The following is a 21,141-nucleotide window of genomic DNA, read 5'->3' as shown; positions in this document are numbered from 1 at the left end:
TCCGGGCCCGTGGAATCAGGCCGCTGCGGATTCCAAACTAGCCTATGAATACGGGCCGGTCCGTCCGGCGGCGATTCCACGCCTTCCGTCGTCCCAAAGAAGGAGCAGAACCATGTCACTGAAGGAAAAGCTCAAAGGCGATGTCGTCGTCCATATGAAGGCAGGCAACAAAGTGGCGCTGACCACTGTGCGAAACGTCCTGGGCGAGATTGAAACACGGGAGAAGTCCGGCAAGGAACCGGTGGAACTCGATGACCTCCAGGTGACGGCACTGCTCCAAAAAGAGGCCGCCAAGCGGCGTGACACCGCTGCCACCTATGCAGCTGCCGGACACCAGGACCGGGCGCAGGCCGAGATCGCCGAGGCAGAAATTATTGAGGCATATCTGCCCAAGGCCCTCAGCAGGGGCGAAGCCGAAGCCATCGTGGAGGAGGTCATAGCCGGCCTTCGAGCAGACGGCAGCGACCTGTCGATGCGCTCCATGGGCGTGGTCATGAAGTCGGTGACCCCCAAAATCGGCGGCCGCTTCGACGGCAAGGCAGTCAGCGACATGGTGAAAGCGCGGCTGGGGTAATACGTTTGGCTTCGTAGTGGAACGGTTTCATGGTGGAATGCTGGAGCGATCAGCAGGCAAAGCGAGGAAAAGGTGAAGCAGATACCCATCTCCGGCGGCGGTGATGACAGGTCTTTGACGATCGACGAATTGCTGCTTGAGAGCCGGCGGGGGCTCGAGCGGGTCCACCCTTGGGCTCTTGAGCGGGAGATGGCTGCGGGCGCCCTTGTTGTTGACACCCGTCCGGCCGATCAGCGGGACCGCGACGGCGAGCTGCCCGGAGCCGTCGTTATCGACCGCAACGTTCTCGAATGGCGGCTCGATCCCTCCAGCCCCCACCGGCTGCCGGTGGCAGGCGACTACACCCGGCGGATCGTCGTCGTGTGCAATGAGGGCTACAGCTCCAGCCTCGCTGCCCACACCCTGCAACGGCTGGGCATGACCCGCGCGACTGACCTCATCGGCGGATTCCAAGCCTGGGCGGCCCTGCACCGCGGTTCTTGAAACTGCAAGGGGCCTGGAGGAAGCAAGCAGCCACGGGATCCGGGACCTTGGTCCCTGTCGGCCTGGCAACGGTTCAAGTTGAATTGTTCACCGGAGCGGGCAGGGAACCGCATCCAACCAGGTCCACATCCGCTGCTCAGGCCCAAACACGGAGACATCATCCGCCCATGAACCTCAAAGACCGCTGGGACGCCCTTGACCGCACCACGCAGAAGTGGTTGCTCGACAACCCTGGATGCCAAATGCTCCCACGGACCATCACGACCGTGATCTCCAAGGAATGCGGGGAGGACCTCGCAACAGGGCTGCACGGTCAGGCGCTTATCTCCCGTGAGGATCAGGACTTCATCCGCTCCATGGCGGCGCATACCGCGACCGCGTGACAGCGGCCGCCTTGGGCTGGCCTTCACGCTGATCCAGTTCGTCGAACGAGCGATCGATTCGGTGGGCCTGATGGCGTTTCTCACCTATTTGGTTTCATGCGATTGGACGGCGTCCCGCTGCCCCCACCGGCTGACCCGGTGATCCTCACAAAGACCGCCACAGGGGTGTCTTCCCAGCTCCCGGCAGGGCGGACTTAGTGGTTGGGCGGCATGGCCGTATGTGTGCGGGGAGGGTGCTATCCATTCCCGTGATGGGCTTCCAGGCAGGGCACGGACGCATAGGCTAGGAAAGCATCCCCTAGAACTCTGGAGCCAGACCCGTGTCAGCACCCTCCGGCGGCAGTAAGGCAATCATCGCCGCCCTGTCCGCCAACTTGTCCATCGCCGTGATGAAGTTCCTCGCTTTCGCCCTCACCGGCGCCTCTTCCATGCTGGCCGAGGCCATCCACTCTGTTGCCGACTCCGGCAACCAGGTGCTGCTGCTCGTCGGCGCCAAGCAGTCCCGGAAGGAGGCCACAAAGCTCCACCCCTTCGGGTACGGCCGCGAACGCTACATCTACGCGTTCATCGTCTCCATCGTCCTGTTCAGCGTCGGTGGCCTGTTCGCCCTCTATGAGGCCTACGAGAAGTTCCTCGATCCGCACGGTATTGAAGGAGCCTGGTGGTGGGTTCCTCTCGCGGTCCTGGGCGGCGCCATCATCGCCGAAGGCACCTCCTTCCGCACCGCGATCCGGGAATCCAACCTGACCCGTGGCAAGGCATCCTGGGCCAAGTACATCCGGACCGCAAGATCCCCGGAGCTGCCGGTCATCCTGCTCGAGGACTTCGCCGCCCTCTTCGGCCTGGCCTTCGCCCTGGTCGGCGTCTCGATGACACTCATCACCGGCGACGGGCTCTGGGACGCAGCCAGTACCGCGCTGATCGGCATCCTGCTGGTCACTGTCGCCGCCGTCCTGGCCATCGAAACGAAGTCGCTGCTGCTGGGCGAATCGGCCACCGTCACCGATGTTGCGAAGATCGAACGTGCCCTGGTCGGTGACGGCATCAGCCGGGTAATCCATCTCCGAACGGTCCACCTCGGTCCGGAAGAACTGCTCGTCGCCGCCAAGATCGCCGTCGAAGAGAGGGACACGGGCGTTGGCATCGCGCGGGCCATCAATGCCGCCGAGGTACGTGTCAGGGACGCAGTCCCCATTGCCCGCGTGATCTACCTGGAGCCGGACATCTACTCCGGCACACCGGCGGGTCCGCCGGCCTGACCAGACAACAGGAAGGCCGGCCCAAGCCCTGCCTAAGGCACACGCGAAAGAGCTACCGGGACTGGATCACGTCAAGCAGAGCCGGAAACCTCGTGACGCCGTCCTCGGCCATGAAGTGGCCGGCTCCCGGGTAAATCTGAAGCCGTGCGTGCAGGCGCCCGGCGAGGTCGTCAGATGCTGCCGGCGGGACGAAAGGGTCACTCTCGGAGCGGATTACAGTTCGTTCCGCGATGCCCGCTGCAACCCTTTCTATGTCAACGTCAGCCGCGAGGAATCCATCGAGTTGCGGCAGTGCTTCCAGCGGTTCAGTGAAGCCTGCCACCAAAACCAGACCGCCCAGCTCCCAAGGCTCCGGCAGTGCCGCCAGCACCCGCAGGGCAGTGACCACTCCGAGGGAATGTGCCACGACGACGGTCGCCGCATCCGGCGTTCCCAGCGCCACACCGACGGCATCCTCCCACGATGCTCTGTCAGGATTGTCCGGGTCGGGAAGAGCAACGACTGTGACGGCTGCCCCTTCAGCTTCGAGGGCGGCTTGAAGCCAGGGGAACCAGTTCGCATCCGGTGAAGATTCGTACCCGTGAACGATGACGACACGCTGGACGGGACGAACCGGGACACTGCCGTCGCCGACTTCCATACGGAAAGACTCTCCTTCTACTGGTTTACAGGAAGACCGTGATCGTCGAAGTAAAAAGGCGCTGGCTCCGCACGTCGATACAGGGTCTGCGGTCAGTGGGCGGCCTCATGCTCCCCGTTGATGAAAACCTGCACCGCCACGACATGGGCCTCGCTGAGGCCCTCCTCCGGGTCCGGCTTCTCCAGCAGAACAGGCCGGTGATACTGGTGCGCCCAGTCATGCACGTCCTGCCCCATTGCATCGTCGATCCACACGATGGCATCCCAGTCCGCATCTCCTCCGGCGTCCATTTCGTCCAACCACCTGGCAACGGAGCCCAGCTTCGGCGTCGGCTGGTGCTCATCGTCCGGCTCGGGCGTTATGGCCACCCGGAGCGGTGCCACCTCAAGCTCCAGCTGGTCTTCGAGGGCGTCCACAAGGTCGTCATCCGAGGTCGAAACCCAGGCGATTCTTCCTTTGCTGGCCAGCCGCTGCACCAAGGCGGCCTTCAAGTCCGAGAGCTGGGGATTGGGGCTATCGGAACTGTCATTCGGCTGGACCTTCGGGTTCAGTACGCCATTGATGTCAAGCAGGATGATCGGCTTCATGACCGAGACCCTAGTCCGGCTCCAGGCCGGACGGAAGTTGTTAGGAGCCGTTTTTCGCGATGCAGGTGAAGGCGCCGGCCGGTGTTCCTGGAACAACCACGAAGCCCGGCATGCCTTCCCTTCGTTAGTCGTGTTTAGAAGGTGAAACCAGCAAGAACTGCGGATGCAAGGAGCAGTCCGCCGAGCACCAACAGCCAGGCACCAGTCAGGATCAGCACGGTTCCCCTCGCGGGCCCTGGGTCGTCCACTTGTGCTCTCGCCGTGGGCGCGGAGGTGGCGGTCGGGGTCGCCGTCGTCGCTGCGGGTGTTATCACGGGTTCCGCCCCGGCAGAAGGCGGGGCACTACCGGCCTGCGTGCTTTCGGTGGGAACCGTGGCAGTTGGACGGGAGTAAGTGGGGGCAGCGGAATCCACCACGGGCGCTTGAGGGGCCGGGGCGGCCGGAGACGGCTTTGTCGTCGTATGTGGCGGCGCCGAGGCAGGGGATGTTGCGGGCGCAGCTGTGGCGGGGGATGTTGGTTCCGGTGTGGGCTGGGCGGTGGGGCTCGAACAGCCGACCGGGACGACGACGATTAGGCCGCAGTCGTCCGCCAGCGCCGTCGGTACTCCCACGCCTAGCACCAGGACGGACAGGGCTGCAGCCGCACACGCGGCGACCCGAAGGATCCTTTTCCCGGCAGGGCGGAGAACACCGCCGCCATATTGCAACGGAGGGATCATGGTCGGCGGGGGAGCGGAAACCTGCTGACGCAGGAACTCGGACGCTTCATGGCTTCACTTCCCTCCCGGAGCTGGTCACCGCCATCCATGCTACCGAGGCTCGACTTCCAGCTCGCCGCGGCACCCCGGTAAACGGCTGACTCGGGCAAGGGCGGGCTCTCCGTACACATGAAGGAATGCCAATTACACCCGTACCAACAAGTCCTGCCCTGCGCCGGAACCATGATCGTCCTGGAGCACGCCTGGATCCGAACCCGGGTCTCCAAAGTGCTCTGCAGCGCGATAGAGCGGTCCAGCCCCGGCGCCTTGACGAAGATTCTGGTCAGCACGTCACGCGGCTGGTTCGACGTCTGCGGATTGGCCAATATTGAGGTCGGAGCCGGGCGGGTACTGGAGTAGCCGACCTCGGACCTGGTGGCAGGTGGATGTGCGTTCAGGTACCGACGTCGGCGCGGCCCTCTGCTATTTTCGTTCCGGTCGTGACCGGTAGACGTGGCCGGACAACAAAGGTGTTCCGTCGAAGATCTGTGGAACTGTGACAAGGCGATACCCCTGTGCTTGCAGGTTGGTAATCAGTTCCTGCTGGCCTGCGATGGTCGTGGCGTCAATATCGTGCATGAGTACCACTGCCCCGGGAGTGATTTCCTTGAGCACCTTGGGCACAAACACCGCCGGGTTCTTACTTTGCCAGTCCAGTGAATCGATGGCCCAGATGATCAGCGGCTTGCCAACCGCGGACTGAACGGCAGCATCGGCAGCTCCGTAGGGCGGGCGCATAATTGACGGCGCCGAGCCTGTAGCGGTCCGGATGGCGGCATCCGTCCGGTCTATTTCGCTTCTGATTGCGGCCGGTGTGAGCTTGGTCAGGTACGGGTGGCTGAAGGTGTGGTTGCCAACGGCGTGCCCGGCTTCGGCAACCTGCCTGGCGGTGGCCGGGGCAGCAGTGGCGTTGGAGCCGGTCATGAAGAATGTCGCTTGTACATTCTTTTCTTTCAAGATGGCCAGCAGCCGGGGCGTGGTCTTGGGGTCCGGACCGTCGTCGTAGCTCAGGGCCGCGCACGGGACCAGGTCGCAGTTGATGTGCCTGAGTGCCGGAGCCGTGGCTGGTGGTGGCGCGGCCGGGGCCTGTAGCTGATGCAGTATTTTGTGGCCGAGCTCGCTCAGCGTGGCAAGGGTGTCGGCTGAGGCGATGGTTGTCGTGTCCTCCGTGCCGGGCTGGCCACGTCCTGCGGGTCGCTCGGTGGTGACTTGGAGGTCACCGGATGAGGTCAGAACGACGTCGTCCAGTGTCGGCCACTGTGCAAGAGGTCCGGAGATGCTGGCCGGGACACCGGTGGCCTGCGCCAGGATTCCCTCTCTGGCTTCCGGCCGCAGCAGCTCGGCAGCACGGTGCACTTCCCCGGAAACCGTGTCCGCATAGATGGTGGCTGAGCTGACGGTACGGGTGCCGTCGGACCCGGTCTCGCTCACTTTTTGCCGGACCGCGACCACCGTGCCGCTTGCCTGGACTGGTTCAGCAGAGACGCTAAGGGCCGCATTCTGCGAATTCCCTGCGTTTAATGCCATCGCGGGCCGGTAGCGCGCACCGGAAGGAGCGGCCGCCGCATCAAGGATTCCCAACAGCCAGGAATCGAGCTGCGAATTCAGCCCCGGAAGACCGTCAACATAGGTCCATGACGCCTTCACAGGCCGCCCTCCGACAACGGCTGTCAATGACATCGGGTAGCCGCCGGGTACCGTGATTGCACGACTCATCGCAGCCGATAGGATCCCAGGCAACGGCGGCGTCTGCGTTGCGCTGGCTGTCAAAGTCACCTGCGGCCGCTGCCAGGAGAGGGCGGGGCTAACAATCCCATCGCCAGCGCAAACGAGGGCAGCCGCGCATAACCAGCCCAGCACGATCTGCGGCCGGGCAACCGTCCTCCAGCTCACAGGCCCTGGGCCTTGCCTTGTCAGCGAACGCACTCCTCGGCGTGCCCTTGTATGGTCCCGATACCTCTCCCGCCGACGACGCTTGGAGCTTGTGGGACCCATGGGCAGTATCTTGCCTTACAGGAGCGCCCGGCCAGTAATCGACGCTGTCGCCGAACAAAAAACGTGTCGTCGGCTGCCTCTGGGCAGCGACACTGCTCCAGTGGTGGGCCTCTGTAGCGGCGGGTCGTAGAGCCGTTAGTACGTTCGCGTGGTTCGAGACGGCTTCGCGTGGTTGCAGACACAAAAAAGCCCCGGAACATCACTGATGTTCCGGGGCTTCCCATTGTGCGCGGAGGGGGACTTGAACCCCCACCCCCTTTCGAGGACTAGCACCTCAAGCTAGCGCGTCTGCCATTCCGCCACCCGCGCAGGTGGTAATTCGGGAAGCGTTCCCGCCTTTCAGCGTTTCGCGCCTCTCCGAAGCAGCGAGAAAAACTCTAACACGAACTTTCCGGGAACAACGAATCGGGCCAAGTAGGTAGGCTGATGGCAGCGATTCAGCCCGTGCCACCAGTCATTCCCTACAAAGGAGCTTCCAATGCCTGACGTCCTGCCCGAGGATGAAGTTGTCCGGATCTGCCAGGAACTCATCCGGATTGACACCTCCAACTACGGAGACGGATCGGGCCCGGGGGAGCGGGCAGCAGCGGAATATGCGGCCGGCCTCATCGAGGAGGTTGGACTGGCCGCGGAAATCTTCGAATCCGCACCCGGCCGGGCAAATGTCGTTACCAGGATGGCGGGGGAAGACCCGTCCGCCAGTGCCCTGGTAGTCCATGGGCACCTGGACGTCGTCCCCGCCCTCCGCGACCAGTGGTCGGTGGATCCCTTTGGCGCCGAACTGAAGGACGGCCTCATCTGGGGACGCGGCGCCGTCGACATGAAGGACATGGACGCCATGATCCTGTCGGTCCTGCGTGCCTTCGCCCGGGAGGGCAGGAAGCCCAAGCGGGACATCATCTTTGCGTTCTTCGCCGACGAGGAAGCCGGGGGCGTGTACGGCGCCCGCTACGCCGTGGACAACCGGCCCGAGCTTTTCGAGGGCGCCACTGAGGCCATTTCCGAGGTGGGCGGCTTCTCGGCCACCATCGGAGGACAGCGGACCTACCTGCTGCAGACGGCGGAAAAAGGCATCTCGTGGCTCCGCCTGGTGGCCCACGGACGGGCCGGCCACGGCTCCCAGATCAACACCGACAATGCCGTCACCCGCCTCGCCGCCGCAGTCACGCGCATTGGCGAGTACAAGTGGCCCATCGAACTCACCCCCACCACCCGCCAGTTCCTTGACGGGGTGACGGAACTCACGGGAGTGGAGTTCGACGCCGACAATCCCGATCTCCTGCTCAACCAGCTGGGCACCGTGGCCCGCTTCGTCGGGGCCACCCTGCAGAACACCACCAATCCCACCCTCCTCAAGGGCGGCTACAAGCACAACGTCATCCCCGAATCGGCGGAGGCGCTGGTCGACTGCCGGACGCTCCCCGGCCAGGAACAGCAGGTCCTGGAGATCGTGCGGGAACTCGCCGGGAATGGAGTCGACGTCAGCTACGTGCACAATGACGTGTCACTTGAGGTCCCGTTCGCCGGGAACCTGGTGGACTCCATGATCGACGCCCTCCACAAGGAGGATCCAGGCGCGAAGGTGCTGCCGTACACGCTCTCCGGCGGCACGGACAACAAGTCGCTCAGCCGCCTCGGCATTACAGGCTACGGGTTCGCGCCCCTCATGTTGCCCGATGAGCTGGACTTCACCGGCATGTTCCACGGAGTGGACGAGCGCGTGCCGGCGGACTCGCTCAAGTTCGGCGCCCGGGTGCTGAACACCCTGCTCACCAATTACTGAGAGGCCGGCCGTGACCCCAGAGGACCTGCTTCCCGATACCCTCCTGGAGCGCATCCGCGGCCGCGCCGCAGGCTATGACCGCGACAACGCCTTCTTCCAGGAGGACCTGCAGGAGTTGGCGGCGTCCGGATACCTGAAGCTCTTCGTACCAGCGACCGACGGCGGCGCAGGGCTTGGCCTTGAAGCGGCAGCCCAGTGCCAGCGCAGGCTGGCAACGGCTGCCCCGGCCACGGCGCTCGCCGTCAACATGCATCTGGTGTGGACCGGCGTCGCGCACGTCCTGGCGGCGCGTGGTGACGACTCGCTCGACTTCGTCCTCAAGGAAGCCGCGCAGGGCGAGGTCTTCGCCTTCGGCAACTCCGAAGCGGGCAACGACTCCGTCCTCTTCGACTCGCGGACTGCGGCCAAACCCACCGGGGGCGGTGGGTACTCGTTCAGCGGCACCAAGATCTTCACCAGCCTTTCGCCGGCATGGACCCGCCTGGGGATTTTCGGCAAGGACGCAGACGCAAGGGACGGCGCAGGCGAACTGGTGCATGGCTTCATCACACGGGAAACACCCGGCTACCGGATCCTTGACGACTGGGACACGCTGGGCATGCGGGCGAGCCAGTCGGCCACCACTGTCCTTGAAGGCGTGGAGGTGCCGGCGGACAGGATTTTCCGCAAGCTGCCGGTGGGGCCCAACGCCGACCCCCTGATCTTCGCCATCTTCGCCTGCTTCGAAAGCCTCCTGGCAGCCGTCTACACAGGCGTGGGCGAACGTGCCCTGTCCGTGGGCGTGGAGACCGTGAAGCGTCGCACCTCATTCAAGAACGGCGGCCGCAGCTACGCCCAGGATCCCGACATCCGCTGGAAGGTGGCGGAGGCCGCCATGGCCATGGACAACCTGTACCCGCAGCTTGCCTCAGTGACCGCCGACGTCGACGCGCTGGCCGGGCATGGAAGCCAGTGGTTCCCGAAACTGGTGGGCCTGAAAGTGAACGCCACCGAGACGGCGCGCCGGGTGGTTGACCTCGCCATCCGGGTCAGCGGGGGATCAAGCTACTTCAGGGGATCGGAGCTGGAGCGCCTCTACCGGGACGTGCTGGCCGGGATGTTCCACCCGTCCGACGACGAGTCGGCGCACAACACGGTGGCCAACGCCTGGCTGGGCCCGCTGGAGGACTAAACGGTCCGCTGGACTGCCAAAACCTAGACGGTCCGCTGGACTGCCAAACCCTAAACGGTCCGCTGGACTGCCAAACCCTAAACGGTCCGCTGGACCTGCATCACCCGGCGGCGGAGCCAGAACCGCCTGCCGCCGCCCACATAGAGCTTGCTGCGCTCCAGTTCCCACTTGCCGTATTCGGAGTGCTCCACCAGGCGGCGCCGTGCCTCCGGCAGGGAATCAACAGGGCTGACGGTCAGTACGAGGTACTCGTACTGCCGTAAATAATCCCGTTCCCGCTGGACCGAGCTGGTGAGAAATTGTTCCTTCATTTGCTCTCCATTTTCGTCCTTTTCCGGCTAACGTGAAGTCATGAGCATCGATCCGCGTGTCGCGCTTTCGTCCCTGACCACCGCTTTGGAAGAACACCTTATAGCAGCATCGAACCGCCGCGGGGACGGTGACCCCTCCGTTGAGGCAGCTTTTTTCGCCGTGGCCGATGCCTTCGAAGTTTACGAGGATGCACTCTACGAGGCCTACAACGAAGTGACCCCGCTTCAGGTCTTCGACGATGAGGACGAAGAGGACGAGGAATCCGACGTGGACGACGAGGACCTGGAGATCGTCGAGGAATAAGAGCGCCGGGAAAGACGGACTGGGCGTCAGCCGGCAGAAACGTCCTCAAGGGCACGTGCAATCTGCGGCGGCAGCGGGGAAAGCTGGGCGTCCAGGAGTTCCTTCAACTGCACCGGCGTGCGCGCCCCCACAATTGCCGTGGCTACTCCCTGCTGCGACAGCAGCCAGGAGAGCGACACATCCTGCGGGGTCCGGCCAAGGCCGTTGGCAGCCATGCACACGGCATCGACGATCCGCGACGGCTTCTCCGCAAGGTAAGGCTCCACATAGCCTGCCTCGCCTGTGGCGCCCCTGGACCCGGCGGGAATGCTGCCCCGGTACTTGCCGGTAAGCACGCCCCGGCCCAGCGGGCCCCAGGCCATCAGGCCAAGCCCGGCGTCCTCGGCCGCCGGGAGCAGCTCAGCCTCGGCTGTCCTGTCCAGGAATGAATACTCCGCCTGCACCGCCACCAGCGGGATGCTGCTGATGGCCGCGGCCTTCGCCGCCTGCCACCCCTTGAAATTCGAAATACCGGCATAACGTGCGCGGCCTGTGCGGACGGCAAACTCAAGGGCAGCCAGCGTTTCGTCGAGGGGAACGTTGCCGTCCCACGCCTCGACGAACCACAGATCTATATAGTCGGTGCCCAGCCTGGCCAGGCTGGCGTCCAGTCCGGTGAGCATCGCATTCCGTGACGTGTCCACCGCCCGGCGGCCATCCGGCATCGTCATCCCCGCTTTGGTGGAAATGGACACCTCCGTCCGCGACACCACGTCCCCCAGCAGCGAACCAAGGACAGCCTCCGAGCCGCCACCGGCATACGAAGCCGACGTGTCCATGTGCCGGCCTCCCGCGTCAAGGAACGTGCGCAGCAGCTCGGACGCGTCCTGCTCGTCGGTTTCCTTACCCCACGACCGGGTGCCCAGGGAGAGGGCTGAAACTCGCAATCCACTGTTGCCGACGTAACGCTGCTGCATAGCAGCAAGCTTACGGGCAGAACCACCGGCGCCATGCCGTAGGGTCTTAGCGTGAACTGGTTTGAAGCGGCCCTGCTGGGCCTAGTGCAGGGACTGACCGAATTTCTACCTATTTCATCGAGCGCGCACCTGCGGATCGTGGGGGAGTTCCTCCCCAATGCGGAAGACCCGGGAGCCGCTTTTACGGCCATCACCCAGCTGGGTACCGAGACCGCCGTGCTGATCTATTTCTGGCGCGACATTGTCCGGATCGTCAAAGCGTGGGCCGGCTCGCTCACCGGCAAGGTTCCCCGGCACGATCCCGACGCCCGGATGGGCTGGCTGGTGATTTTGGGCAGCCTGCCCATCATCTTCCTGGGACTGCTCTTCCAGGACCAGATCGAGTCCGTACTCCGCAGCATGTGGATCGTGGCCACCATGCTGATCGTCTTTGGCCTCATCCTGGCCGTGGCGGACGCGGTGGGGGCCCAGAAACGGGACCTTGCCCACCTCACCTACAGGCATGGCATCCTCTATGGCCTGGCCCAGGCACTGGCCCTGATCCCCGGCGTCTCCCGCTCCGGGGGCACCATTACGGCCGGCCTGTTCATGGGCTACACCCGCGAGGCGGCCGCGCGGTACTCCTTCCTGCTGGCTATCCCCGCGGTGTTCGGCAGCGGGCTGTACCAGCTCTACAAGGTGGTCACCAAGGAAGGCATCTCCGGCCCGTTCGGCCTGCCTGAGACGGCATTGGCCACCGTCATCGCCCTGGTGGTGGGCTACGTCATCATCGGCTGGTTCCTGAAGTTCGTCTCCACCCGCAGCTACCGGCTGTTCGTCTGGTACCGGATCTTCCTGGGACTTGCCCTCTACCTCCTGCTTGGTTTCGGCGTCATCAACCCCTAGGGCTAGGCTTGGCTTGTGAAATCCTGGACTTCCCGCCCCGTCCCCGCCCTGCCCGGAAACATGCCCGCCATCCGGCTCTTCGACACAGCGGCAGGCCGTGAAATAGCGCTGGAACGGGAGGCCAGGCCGTCGATGTACGTCTGCGGCATCACCCCCTACGACGCAACCCATATGGGCCACGCGGCCAGCTACGTCGCCTTCGACCTGCTGAACCGGGCGTGGCGCGATGCCGGCAGTGACGTCTCCTACGTCCAGAACGTCACCGACGTGGACGACCCCCTGCTCGAACGCGCCACGGCCACCGGCGTGGATTGGCGCGACCTCGCGGCAGAGCAGGTGGAGCTCTTCCAGACAGACATGGAAGCCCTGAACGTCCTGGCCCCGGACCACTACGTCGGCGCCGTCGAATCCATCGGCCTCATCGTCCCCGAAGTGGAGCGGCTGGTCAGCATGGGGCTGGCGTACCAGGTGGCCGGAACCAACGGCGAGCCGGACGGCGATGTCTATTACGACGTCGAAGCGGCCGGCAAGCAGTCAACGGCACCTGATTCCTGGGCCCTGGGCTGCATATCCCACCTTGGCGAAAGCGCCATGCTGGAGCTTTTTGCCGAACGCGGCGGCGACCCGGGCCGGGCAGGGAAGCGGCAGGCACTCGACCCGCTGCTCTGGCGGGTGGAGCGGCAGGGTGAGCCCAGCTGGCCCGGCGGCAGCCTCGGCGCCGGCCGTCCCGGCTGGCACATCGAATGTACCGTCATCGCCCAGAAGTACCTGCCGTCTCCCTTCACGGTGCAGGGCGGTGGGTCCGACCTGATCTTCCCGCACCACGAGATGGGTGCCGGCCACGCCTACTCGCTGGCCGGGGTTCCGCTCGCCCGGCATTACGCCCACGCAGGCATGGTGGGGCTGGACGGCGAAAAGATGAGCAAGTCCAAGGGCAACCTGGTGCTGGTTTCCAAGCTCCGCGCGGCGGGGGAGGACCCGGCGGCGATCCGCCTCGCCATCCTGGCCCACCACTACCGCTCGGACTGGTCCTGGACTGACGAAGGGTTCGCAGCTGCGAAGGCGGACCTGGCCGCCTGGCGGAAGGCCCTCGACCACGCGCCCGCTGGTTCCGGCGCGGCGCTGCTGGCCGGGATGCGGGAAGCCCTGGCCGCCGACCTCAACGCGCCGGCCGCGGTGGCCGCGGTGTCCCGTTGGGCACGGACGGCGAACGACGGCGGTGCTGCCGCCAGCGCTGATGACCGCGCCCTGGTCAAGGACGCGGTGGACGCCCTCCTGGGCATCAGTCTTTAAGTTTTCGCGCCGGGATAATGAGAAGGGGCCTGGCCGGGATGTTCNCGGCCGGGCCCCTTCTTTCGCCCGGTATTGACCGGTCCGTCAAACCCGGGCAATCACGGTCAGGGCTTGTCCTGGCCGCGCCGCTTCAGGTACCGCTCGAATTCACGGGCGATGGATTCGCCGCTGGCCTCGGGCAGGTCTGCGGTGTCCTTGGCTTCCTCCAACTGCCGCACATAGGCGGCAATCTCCGGATCCTCGGTGGCCAGCTCGTCCACCCCGCGTTCCCAGGCGTCGGCTTCCTCTGCCAGTTCCTGGGTGTCCAGGGGCACCTGGAGCAATTCCTCGATGCGGTGCAGGAGGGCCAGCTGGGCTTTGGGCGAGGGAGCCTGGGCCACGTAATGCGGCACGGCCGCCCAGAGCGACACAGTAGGGAGCCCTGCCAGCAGCGCCACCTCGGACAAGACACCGACGATGCCCACGGGGCCCTCGTACTGTGATGCCTCCAGGTTCATCCGTTCGCGCAGCGGAGCGTCATCGGAGGATGTGCTCACCGGAATCGGGCGGCTGTGCGGGACATCGGCGAGCAGCGCGCCCACCAGGATCACATAGTCAACGTTCAACGCCTCCGCGTGGGCCAGCAGCTCCGCAGTGTAGGCGCGCCATTTATAGGAAGGCTCGGTCCCCTGCACGAAGATGACGTCCACGTTGGAGTTGGGCGCACTGGCCTTATAGATCCGGGTCGACGGCCATTTGATCTTGCGCTCACCGGCAGCGTTCCTGCGCACCGTGGGGCGCGTGAACTGGAAGTCGTAGTACTCATCGGCATCGACGGATGCCACTTTCTTCCCGCCCCACAGCTTGTTCAGGTAGCGGAGGGAATCACTGGCCGCTTCTCCGGCGTCGTTCCACCCCTCAAACGCAGCAAGCATGACAGTTACGCGCCGGCCATCAGCCACCGGCTGCAGGAACCGTTCCCGCTCGGGTCCGGCACCTTGTGCGGCGGTGTCTCCCTCGAAGCTATTCATTTCTTCACCCTACGTCCAAGGTGTACGCCCGCGCATGGAATGAAGCGCCACAAATGCAGGCCAACCGGTACAAAGTGGATTCAATGCGGGCCGTATTCGCCAAGGGCGTAGCCCACAGCCGCCGTCCAGCCAGGCCCCGTAGACTGGCAGCATGCGATTTCCTGCCGTTGGTTCCCCACTCAAAGCCGTCCTTTGGGACATGGACGGGACCATCGTGGACACTGAGCCGTACTGGATCGCTGCGGAACGGGCGCTCGTGGAGGCCCATGGGGGGACGTGGAGCCACGACCAGGCCATGCAGCTGGTGGGCCAGTCACTGACGTTCTCCGCGGGACTGCTCCAACAGGCCGGCGTCGAGCTCGAAATCCGCGAAATCATCGATACCCTGACGGCCCGGGTCATCAGCAGCGTCCGGCAGCAGGTACCCTGGCGGCCGGGAGCGCGTGAACTGCTGGAAGAGCTCCACCAAGCGGGCGTGCGCTGCGCCCTGGTCACCATGTCAGAGGGGCCGTTGGCCCGGGAAGTAGTGGCGAGCCTTCCGCGCCCGTACTTCGAGGTGCTGGTTACCGGCGACACCGTGAGCCAGGGCAAACCGCACCCCGAGGCGTACCTGACAGCCGTGGAGCTGCTGCAGGAGACCGATCCGGATTTGGCGATCCAGCACTGCGTGGCACTGGAAGACTCCGTGCCCGGCGTGGCTGCAGCTGTCGCCTCCGGTGTGGCAACCGTAGCGGTCCCGCATATCGTGCCGCTGCCGGACCACGGCAGCTACGCCCTGTGGGACTCGCTGTCCGGCCGCGGCCTGGCCGAACTGGAAGCCCTTCTCGCAGGCCCCGATCCGGCGGACGCCGCGGCAGCGTCCTGGGGTGGTCCCCGTGGCTGAATCCGGCAGTCCCGGTGGAACAGAAGGCCAAACCCGTGTCCGCCGCGAAGGAATCCCGCTGGGACGCATCGGCGGCGTGCCCATCGTGCTCGCGTACTCCTGGTTCGTCATCGCTGCCTTCACCGTGGTTGCTTTTGGGCCTGTGCTGCACAACGAATACCCGCTGCTGGGAACCAGCGCCTATGTGGTGGCCTTCGCCTACGCCGTCCTGCTTTTGATTTCCGTGCTTGTGCATGAGCTTGCCCACGCACTGACTGCCAAAATCTACGGGTGGCCCTCCCAGAAGATCGTCCTAAATCTCTGGGGCGGCCACACCCAGTTCGAGAGTTTCACAGCTTCCCCCGGGCGGTCGGTAGTGGTTGCCTTGGCCGGCCCGGCAGCGAACTTCGTCCTTGCCGGCGGAGCCTGGCTGGTACTTGGCACCAACAGCCTGGGCGGCGTGGCGGACATCCTGACGAACATCTTCATGTGGGCCAACTTCCTCATCGGCGTCTTCAATGTCCTGCCTGGACTGCCGCTGGATGGAGGCCGTCTGGTCGAGTCCATCGTCTGGAAGGCCACCGGCAGCCAGGCGAAGGGAACGGTGGCCGCGGGGTGGGGTGGGCGGATCATCGTGCTCGCCATCGCCTACTGGTTCCTGCTGCGTCCTTTCCTTGCGGGTGAGAGCCCGAATTTCAGCCTGCTGATGATTACCGTCCTGGTGGGCGGGTTCCTCTGGATGGGGGCATCCGCGTCCATCCAGCAAGGCACGCTGCGGGGACGGCTCCCGCTGGTCAGCGCCGCCGCATTGGCGACCCCGGCTGCGGGGCTGCCTGCAACCGGCACCGTCCGCGACGCCCTGCTGCTGGGAGCGGACGGTACAAAGGCTGTGGTGGTCTGCGGACCCGACGGCCGCCCGCAGGGTGTTGTTGACCCCGGCGCCCTCGCTTCGGTTCCGGCCGCCGCAGCGGAAGCCACTCCGGTCACCGCTATTGCCTTCCCTTTGGCCGCCGGCGCCTTTGTTCCCGAGTGGTCCAAGGGTCAGGAACTGATCAAGTTCCTTTCCCAGCTTGAGGGACGCCACTACGCTGTGGTGGACCACAACGGAGCCGTCACCGGCCTGCTGACCCAGGAGGCCGTAATGGCAGCCATCACCGGCAAGCGCCAGCGCAACGATAGGTACCCGCAGGGCCAGAACCGGTAGAGTTACCTGCCGGTCGTGAATTGCCGTCTTCAAACCACCAGGTCCGTTGCGGCCTGCCCGGCCGCGGCACAACAGGTTTACAGGAGCGAGGAAGAATCATGAGCAGCGAAACTGCCGTCAACGACGCCAAGGGAGCAGCGCAAACCGGTGTTGCCGCCAGCGGCTCGCAGCCGGTGGGAGCTGCCCGTCGCCGCGGCCCCTTCCGCGAAGGTGAGCGGGTCCAGCTGACGGACGAACGCGGCCGAATGAACACCATCACCCTGGAACGCGGCGGTGCATTCCACACCCACCGCGGCTTCCTCAACCATGACGAGATCATCGGCAAGGTGGATGGCTCCGTGGTGGTGAACAACGTGGGCCAGCAGTATCAGACCCTGCGCCCCCTGCTGTCCGACTTCGTGCTCTCCATGCCGCGCGGCGCCGCCGTCGTCTATCCCAAGGACGCCGGCCAGATCGTCACCATGGCAGACATCTTCCCGGGTGCGCGTGTCGTGGAGGCCGGCGTGGGCTCCGGCGCGCTCTCCATTTCCCTGCTCCGGGCCGTGGGCGACGACGGCTACCTGCATTCCTTTGAGCGGCGCCAGGAGTTTGCCGACATTGCACGCGGAAACGTCGAGACCATCTTCGGCGGCCCCCACCCCGCCTGGCAGATCTCCCTGGGTGATTTCCAGGAAGAAGTGGTCAAGGCTGAGGAACCGGGTTCGGTGGACCGTGTGGTCCTGGACATGCTTGCACCTTGGGAGTGCCTCGACGCCGTCGCCACCGTCCTGGCCCCAGGCGGAGTCTGGATCAACTACGTCGCAACGGTCACCCAGCTTTCACGCACTGCCGAGGCGATCCGGGCGGATGGCCGCTTCACCGAACCTGACGCCTGGGAATCCATGGTCCGCGGCTGGCACCTCGAAGGACTTGCCGTCCGGCCCGACCACCGCATGGTGGCCCACACAGGTTTCCTGCTGGTAACGCGCAGGCTGGCCGACGGCGTCACAGGAATTTCGGTCAAACGCCGGCCGTCCAAGACCGAATTCAATGAAGAAGACGTCAATGCCTGGACGCCAGGCGCGGTAGGGGAGCGGGCCGTCTCGGACAAGAAACTCCGCCGCGCCGCCCGCGACGCCATCGCGGGAACCAACGTCGTGGTCACTCCCGAAGTTACGAACTAGTCCACATTTCGGGAGTCTCCATCCCTACCCGCCATCTTGGGGCTAATGTCATAAGAGAAGCGCAGGAAGGGGCTGATACATCATGGAGACACCAAACCAGGACTCCGGACGTACACCGGCAGAGCAGTCTGCCGCCAACGACCTCTCGGTTGCTGACCGCCAGGTCAACATCCTTCGGGACAAGCTCAGGCACATCGACCGCCAGTTGGCAGCGGCAACGCAGAACAACACCAAGCTGGTCAGCATGCTGGAGGCGGCGAAGGCGGAGATCCTCCGGCTGAAGAACGCCCTGGACCAGGAAGGGCAGCCGCCCTACAGCTTCGGTACAATCCTCCAAATCAACCCGAAGAGGCAGCCGGCCCCCGGCAGCAGCGGCCAGGCTGCCACCGAGGAATCGGTGGACATCTTCAACGCCGGGCGCAAGATGCGCGTGGGCGTCAGCCCGCTCGTGAACATCAACCAGCTGGCCGTGGGCCAGGAAGTGCTGCTGAACGAGGCACTCCTGATCGTGGCCGGACTCGGTTACGAGCGTGCCGGCGAACTGGCCACGCTGAAGGAGATGCTGGGACGCGACCGTGCCCTGGTGGTGGGCCGCGCAGACGAAGAACGCGTTGTTCGGCTTTCGGGCGCCCTCCTGTCCGAGAAACTTCGGGTGGGCGATGCGCTTTCGGTCGATTCCCGGACCGGCTATGCGCTGGAAAAGGTCCCCCGCTCTGAGGTTGAAAACCTTGTCCTTGAAGAAGTCCCGGACATCACCTACGAGGACATCGGTGGCCTGGGCCCGCAGATCGAGCAGATCCGCGACGCCGTCGAACTGCCGTTCCTGCACCCGGACCTCTACCGGGAGCACGGCCTGAAGGCCCCCAAGGGCATCCTCCTGTACGGTCCGCCGGGGTGTGGAAAGACGCTGATCGCCAAGGCAGTTGCCAATTCGCTTGCGGCGCGGGCCGCCGAGCGGTCCGGAAACGTGGACCTGAAGAGCTACTTCCTCAACATCAAGGGCCCTGAGCTGCTGGACAAGTATGTCGGCGAAACAGAACGGCACATCCGCCTGATCTTCTCCCGCGCCAGGGAAAAGGCATCGGATGGCAGCCCGGTAGTAGTGTTTTTTGATGAGATGGACTCACTGTTCCGCACCCGCGGCACGGGCATTTCCTCCGACGTCGAAACCACCATCGTGCCCCAGCTGCTCAGTGAAATCGATGGCGTGGAACGCCTCGACAACGTCATCGTTATCGGTGCGTCCAACCGCGAGGACATGATTGATCCCGCGATCCTCCGGCCCGGCCGGCTGGACGTAAAGGTCAAGATCCAGCGTCCCGATGCCGAAGCCGCGGCGGACATCTTCAACAAATACATCACACCGGACCTGCCGTTCCATGAGTCGGACCTTGCCGAACACAACGGGGACGTCCAGGCCACTGTGGATGCCATGGTCCAGCGCACTGTTGAGGCCATGTACTCCACGGACAAGTCCAACGAGTTCCTCGAGGTCACGTACGCCAACGGCGACACCGAGATGCTCTATTTCAAGGACTTCAACTCCGGCGCAGTGGTGCAGAACGTTGTGGACCGGGCCAAGAAGTACGCCATCAAGGACCTGCTGACGACCCACCAGAAAGGGCTCCGGATCGAGCACCTGCTGCGTGCCGTGGTGGACGAATTCCGCGAGCACGAGGACATGCCCAACACCACCAACCCGGACGACTGGGCACGCATCTCCGGCAAGAAGGGCGAACGGATCACTTACATCCGGACCATCGTCCAGGGCAAGGCCGGGCAGGAGCCAGGCAAGTCCATCGAGACGATGCCAACCACGGGACAATATCTGTGACCGCTGCACACGGTTCCGCTGCCGGGGAAGCCCTCCCCGTCGGCGGAGCCATGCGGGTCATAGGGGCGGAAACCGAATATGGCATCCACGCTCCGTCCGCACCGTCCGCCAATGCCACCATGATGAGCGCCCGGGTGGTCCAGGCCTACGCCCAGGTCACCCGCCAGCGGGCTGCCGGCGGCGCCGAGACGCGGTGGGACTACACCGACGAGGAACCGCTGCACGATGCCAGGGGCTGGACTGTGGACCGGGGCTCCGCCCATCCATCCCAGCTGACCGACCAGCCCCCGGTACTCGACGCGGAGGCGGTGGCCCTCGCATACGGCCGGGAGGAGCTGGAACTCGACGGACAGGATGAGTCGGGGACCCTCCTGATGAACATGGTCCTCGGCAACGGCGCAAGGCTATACGTCGACCACGCCCATCCCGAATACTCCAGCCCGGAGGTAACCAACCCCAGGGACGCAGTAACCTGGGACGCGGCAGGGGACCTTGTAGGGCTGGCAGCACTGCGCCGGCTGGCAGCGGACCCTGCCCTGCCACCGGTGAACCTGTATAAGAACAACACTGACAACAAGTCAGTGTCGTACGGTTCGCACGAAAACTACCTTATGCCGCGGTCGGTGCCCTTCGGGGACATCGTGCGCGGGCTGACCCCATTCTTCGTCACCCGGCAGGTGATCTGTGGGGCCGGCCGGCTGGGGCTGGGGCAGGACAGCTCCGTACCCGGATTCCAGGTCAGCCAGCGCGCCGACTTCTTCGAAGCGGAGGTGGGGCTGGAAACCACCATCCGCAGACCCATCATCAACACCCGCGACGAACCCCATGCCACGGCGGACAAGTACCGGCGGCTGCACGTGATCATCGGGGACGCGAACCTCAGCCAGGTCTCCAACTACCTTAAGTTCGGCACCACCGCCATGGTCCTCAGCCTCATCGAGGCGGGCCTGGCCCCCAAAGTCGAGGTGTACGAGCCCGTTGCGGCCCTCAAGACCGTCAGCCACGACACCTCGCTGACGGCCAAGCTTCGCCTGCTGGATGGCAGGCGCGTCTCAGCCCTCGATCTTCAGTGGATGTACCACGAGGCCGCCGCCAAGCTCGCCCAGGATACCGGTGTGGGCGATGCCGTGGACGGCGATGGGCACACCCACGAGGTGCTGGAGCGGTGGGCAGCGGTGCTCACCCAACTGGACAGTGACAAGGCTTCCGCGGCCACCTCCGTGGAGTGGCTGGCCAAACTCTCGCTGTTGGACGGTTACCGCCAGCGCGACGGCCTGGAATGGAACGATGCACGGCTGGGGCTGGTGGATCTCCAGTGGGCCGATATCAGGCCGGAAAAGGGTCTCTACTACCGGCTGCTGTCCAGGAACCGGATGCAGCGGATCGTGGACGACGCCGCCATCGCCGCAGCCGTTGCGGAACCTCCCGCCGATACGCGGGCCTTCTTCCGGGGGAAGTGCATCAGCAGCTTCGGCAAGGATGTGGTGGGGGCAAGCTGGGACTCGGTTATCTTTGATGTCCCCGGTTACGGACGGCTGCAGCGCGTGCCCACCCGGGAGCCCCTGAGGGGAACCAAAGTCCTGACCGGAGCGTTGTTCGAGCGCTACCGGGAAGCCGGACCGTTCCTTGGCGAACTGCTGGGACACAACAGCACTCCGCCTGCGGCATAAACCGCGCCGGAACGCC

Annotated in this window: 20 protein-coding genes and 1 tRNA gene; 14 read left to right on the top strand and 7 right to left on the bottom strand. The window is 64.8% G+C overall.

What is annotated here, in order from left to right; genetic code table 11:
* Window positions 1-112: 112 nt before the first annotated feature.
* From ACTJK0_RS07540 to ACTJK0_RS07525, 4 genes are all read left to right on the top strand, one after another.
* On the top strand, window positions 113-574 hold the full coding sequence (locus ACTJK0_RS07540) for a GatB/YqeY domain-containing protein (RefSeq protein ID WP_440744763.1): 462 nt from the start codon (window positions 113-115) through the stop codon (window positions 572-574).
* Window positions 575-646: 72 nt separating this feature from the next.
* Window positions 647-1,057, top strand: coding sequence for a rhodanese-like domain-containing protein (locus tag ACTJK0_RS07535; RefSeq protein WP_440744762.1), 411 nt, complete (start codon window positions 647-649; stop codon window positions 1,055-1,057).
* A 167-nt stretch (window positions 1,058-1,224) separates the two neighbouring features.
* A complete protein-coding gene (locus ACTJK0_RS07530; protein WP_440744761.1) occupies window positions 1,225-1,440 on the top strand; it encodes a hypothetical protein in 216 nt (71 codons plus the stop codon).
* Window positions 1,441-1,760: 320 nt separating this feature from the next.
* Window positions 1,761-2,699: a cation diffusion facilitator family transporter gene (locus ACTJK0_RS07525; protein ID WP_440744760.1), complete on the top strand. Its 939-nt coding sequence runs from the start codon at window positions 1,761-1,763 to the stop codon at window positions 2,697-2,699.
* Window positions 2,700-2,751: 52 nt separating this feature from the next.
* Here ACTJK0_RS07525 and ACTJK0_RS07520 read toward each other — a convergent pair whose 3' ends face one another.
* The 4 genes from ACTJK0_RS07520 to ACTJK0_RS07505 form a co-directional block, all read right to left on the bottom strand.
* Complete coding sequence (locus tag ACTJK0_RS07520) at window positions 2,752-3,339, bottom strand: RBBP9/YdeN family alpha/beta hydrolase (RefSeq protein WP_440744759.1); 588 nt, start codon at window positions 3,337-3,339, stop codon at window positions 2,752-2,754.
* A 92-nt stretch (window positions 3,340-3,431) separates the two neighbouring features.
* Window positions 3,432-3,926 carry an HAD domain-containing protein gene (locus ACTJK0_RS07515; protein WP_440744758.1) on the bottom strand — a complete coding sequence of 165 codons (495 nt, stop codon included), beginning with the start codon at window positions 3,924-3,926 and terminating at the stop codon, window positions 3,432-3,434.
* A 1,181-nt stretch (window positions 3,927-5,107) separates the two neighbouring features.
* Window positions 5,108-6,544: a polysaccharide deacetylase family protein gene (locus ACTJK0_RS07510; RefSeq protein WP_440744757.1), complete on the bottom strand. Its 1,437-nt coding sequence runs from the start codon at window positions 6,542-6,544 to the stop codon at window positions 5,108-5,110.
* 361 nt (window positions 6,545-6,905) lie between these two features.
* Window positions 6,906-6,988, bottom strand: a tRNA-Leu gene (locus ACTJK0_RS07505).
* A gap of 169 nt (window positions 6,989-7,157) precedes the next feature.
* Between ACTJK0_RS07505 and ACTJK0_RS07500 the strand changes: the two genes are divergently transcribed.
* Window positions 7,158-8,462, top strand: coding sequence for a M20/M25/M40 family metallo-hydrolase (locus ACTJK0_RS07500; RefSeq protein ID WP_110543011.1), 1,305 nt, complete (start codon window positions 7,158-7,160; stop codon window positions 8,460-8,462).
* A gap of 10 nt (window positions 8,463-8,472) precedes the next feature.
* Window positions 8,473-9,633 (top strand): acyl-CoA dehydrogenase family protein, encoded by a 1,161-nt coding sequence (locus ACTJK0_RS07495; RefSeq protein WP_440744756.1) that lies wholly within the window; start codon window positions 8,473-8,475, stop codon window positions 9,631-9,633.
* A gap of 77 nt (window positions 9,634-9,710) precedes the next feature.
* Here ACTJK0_RS07495 and ACTJK0_RS07490 read toward each other — a convergent pair whose 3' ends face one another.
* Window positions 9,711-9,944 carry a DUF5703 family protein gene (locus ACTJK0_RS07490; RefSeq protein ID WP_110543009.1) on the bottom strand — a complete coding sequence of 78 codons (234 nt, stop codon included), beginning with the start codon at window positions 9,942-9,944 and terminating at the stop codon, window positions 9,711-9,713.
* Window positions 9,945-9,984: 40 nt separating this feature from the next.
* Here ACTJK0_RS07490 and ACTJK0_RS07485 point away from each other — a divergent pair, with 40 nt between their 5' ends.
* Window positions 9,985-10,248: a hypothetical protein gene (locus ACTJK0_RS07485; protein WP_013600974.1), complete on the top strand. Its 264-nt coding sequence runs from the start codon at window positions 9,985-9,987 to the stop codon at window positions 10,246-10,248.
* Window positions 10,249-10,274: 26 nt separating this feature from the next.
* Here the strand turns inward: ACTJK0_RS07485 and ACTJK0_RS07480 are convergent, their stop codons facing one another.
* Entirely contained in the window at window positions 10,275-11,204 is a 930-nt protein-coding gene (locus ACTJK0_RS07480; RefSeq protein ID WP_440744755.1) for an aldo/keto reductase, read from the bottom strand.
* 51 nt (window positions 11,205-11,255) lie between these two features.
* Between ACTJK0_RS07480 and ACTJK0_RS07475 the strand changes: the two genes are divergently transcribed.
* Entirely contained in the window at window positions 11,256-12,089 is an 834-nt protein-coding gene (locus ACTJK0_RS07475) for an undecaprenyl-diphosphate phosphatase (protein WP_440744754.1), read from the top strand.
* A 15-nt stretch (window positions 12,090-12,104) separates the two neighbouring features.
* Window positions 12,105-13,382, top strand: coding sequence for a cysteine--1-D-myo-inosityl 2-amino-2-deoxy-alpha-D-glucopyranoside ligase (gene mshC, locus ACTJK0_RS07470; RefSeq protein ID WP_110543006.1), 1,278 nt, complete (start codon window positions 12,105-12,107; stop codon window positions 13,380-13,382).
* Window positions 13,383-13,486: 104 nt separating this feature from the next.
* Here the strand turns inward: mshC and ACTJK0_RS07465 are convergent, their stop codons facing one another.
* Window positions 13,487-14,392, bottom strand: coding sequence for a PAC2 family protein (locus tag ACTJK0_RS07465; RefSeq protein WP_110543005.1), 906 nt, complete (start codon window positions 14,390-14,392; stop codon window positions 13,487-13,489).
* Between the two features lie 199 nt (window positions 14,393-14,591).
* On the opposite strand from ACTJK0_RS07465, the gene ACTJK0_RS07460 reads away from it, so the two are divergent.
* The 5 genes from ACTJK0_RS07460 to dop all read left to right on the top strand — a co-directional run bounded on the left by ACTJK0_RS07460 (window position 14,592) and on the right by dop (window position 21,125).
* Window positions 14,592-15,275 carry an HAD family hydrolase gene (locus ACTJK0_RS07460; protein WP_440744824.1) on the top strand — a complete coding sequence of 228 codons (684 nt, stop codon included), beginning with the start codon at window positions 14,592-14,594 and terminating at the stop codon, window positions 15,273-15,275.
* A complete protein-coding gene (locus ACTJK0_RS07455) occupies window positions 15,268-16,458 on the top strand; it encodes a site-2 protease family protein (RefSeq protein WP_110543436.1) in 1,191 nt (396 codons plus the stop codon). Before ACTJK0_RS07460 ends, ACTJK0_RS07455 begins: the two co-directional genes overlap by 8 nt.
* Before the next feature lie 98 nt (window positions 16,459-16,556).
* Window positions 16,557-17,621, top strand: a complete 1,065-nt coding sequence (locus ACTJK0_RS07450; RefSeq protein WP_440744753.1) for a tRNA (adenine-N1)-methyltransferase — start codon at window positions 16,557-16,559, stop codon at window positions 17,619-17,621.
* An 82-nt stretch (window positions 17,622-17,703) separates the two neighbouring features.
* A complete protein-coding gene (gene arc, locus ACTJK0_RS07445; RefSeq protein ID WP_110543002.1) occupies window positions 17,704-19,455 on the top strand; it encodes a proteasome ATPase in 1,752 nt (583 codons plus the stop codon).
* A 50-nt stretch (window positions 19,456-19,505) separates the two neighbouring features.
* Entirely contained in the window at window positions 19,506-21,125 is a 1,620-nt protein-coding gene (gene dop / locus ACTJK0_RS07440; protein ID WP_440744823.1) for a depupylase/deamidase Dop, read from the top strand.
* Window positions 21,126-21,141: the final 16 nt, after the last annotated feature.

The sequence above is a fragment of the Paenarthrobacter sp. 22069 genome (assembly GCF_052046035.1).
In the GTDB taxonomy this organism is placed as follows: domain Bacteria; phylum Actinomycetota; class Actinomycetes; order Actinomycetales; family Micrococcaceae; genus Arthrobacter.
This window is presented reverse-complemented; position numbering and strand designations above follow the sequence as displayed.

Bases quoted from the DNA above. Each gene is read 5' to 3' on its own strand.
- ACTJK0_RS07540 (WP_440744763.1), top strand. From the start codon at position 113: ATGTCACTGAAGGAAAAGCTCAAAGGCGATGTCGTCGTCCATATGAAG.
- ACTJK0_RS07530 (WP_440744761.1), top strand. From the start codon at position 1,225: ATGAACCTCAAAGACCGCTGGGACGCCCTTGACCGCACCACGCAGAAG.
- ACTJK0_RS07520 (WP_440744759.1), bottom strand. From the start codon at position 3,339: ATGGAAGTCGGCGACGGCAGTGTCCCGGTTCGTCCCGTCCAGCGTGTC.
- ACTJK0_RS07515 (WP_440744758.1), bottom strand. From the start codon at position 3,926: ATGAAGCCGATCATCCTGCTTGACATCAATGGCGTACTGAACCCGAAG.
- ACTJK0_RS07500 (WP_110543011.1), top strand. From the start codon at position 7,158: ATGCCTGACGTCCTGCCCGAGGATGAAGTTGTCCGGATCTGCCAGGAA.
- ACTJK0_RS07490 (WP_110543009.1), bottom strand. From the start codon at position 9,944: ATGAAGGAACAATTTCTCACCAGCTCGGTCCAGCGGGAACGGGATTAT.
- ACTJK0_RS07485 (WP_013600974.1), top strand. From the start codon at position 9,985: ATGAGCATCGATCCGCGTGTCGCGCTTTCGTCCCTGACCACCGCTTTG.
- ACTJK0_RS07480 (WP_440744755.1), bottom strand. From the start codon at position 11,204: ATGCAGCAGCGTTACGTCGGCAACAGTGGATTGCGAGTTTCAGCCCTC.
- ACTJK0_RS07465 (WP_110543005.1), bottom strand. From the start codon at position 14,392: ATGAATAGCTTCGAGGGAGACACCGCCGCACAAGGTGCCGGACCCGAG.
- ACTJK0_RS07460 (WP_440744824.1), top strand. From the start codon at position 14,592: ATGGACGGGACCATCGTGGACACTGAGCCGTACTGGATCGCTGCGGAA.
- ACTJK0_RS07450 (WP_440744753.1), top strand. From the start codon at position 16,557: ATGAGCAGCGAAACTGCCGTCAACGACGCCAAGGGAGCAGCGCAAACC.
- arc (WP_110543002.1), top strand. From the start codon at position 17,704: ATGGAGACACCAAACCAGGACTCCGGACGTACACCGGCAGAGCAGTCT.
- dop (WP_440744823.1), top strand. From the start codon at position 19,506: ATGCGGGTCATAGGGGCGGAAACCGAATATGGCATCCACGCTCCGTCC.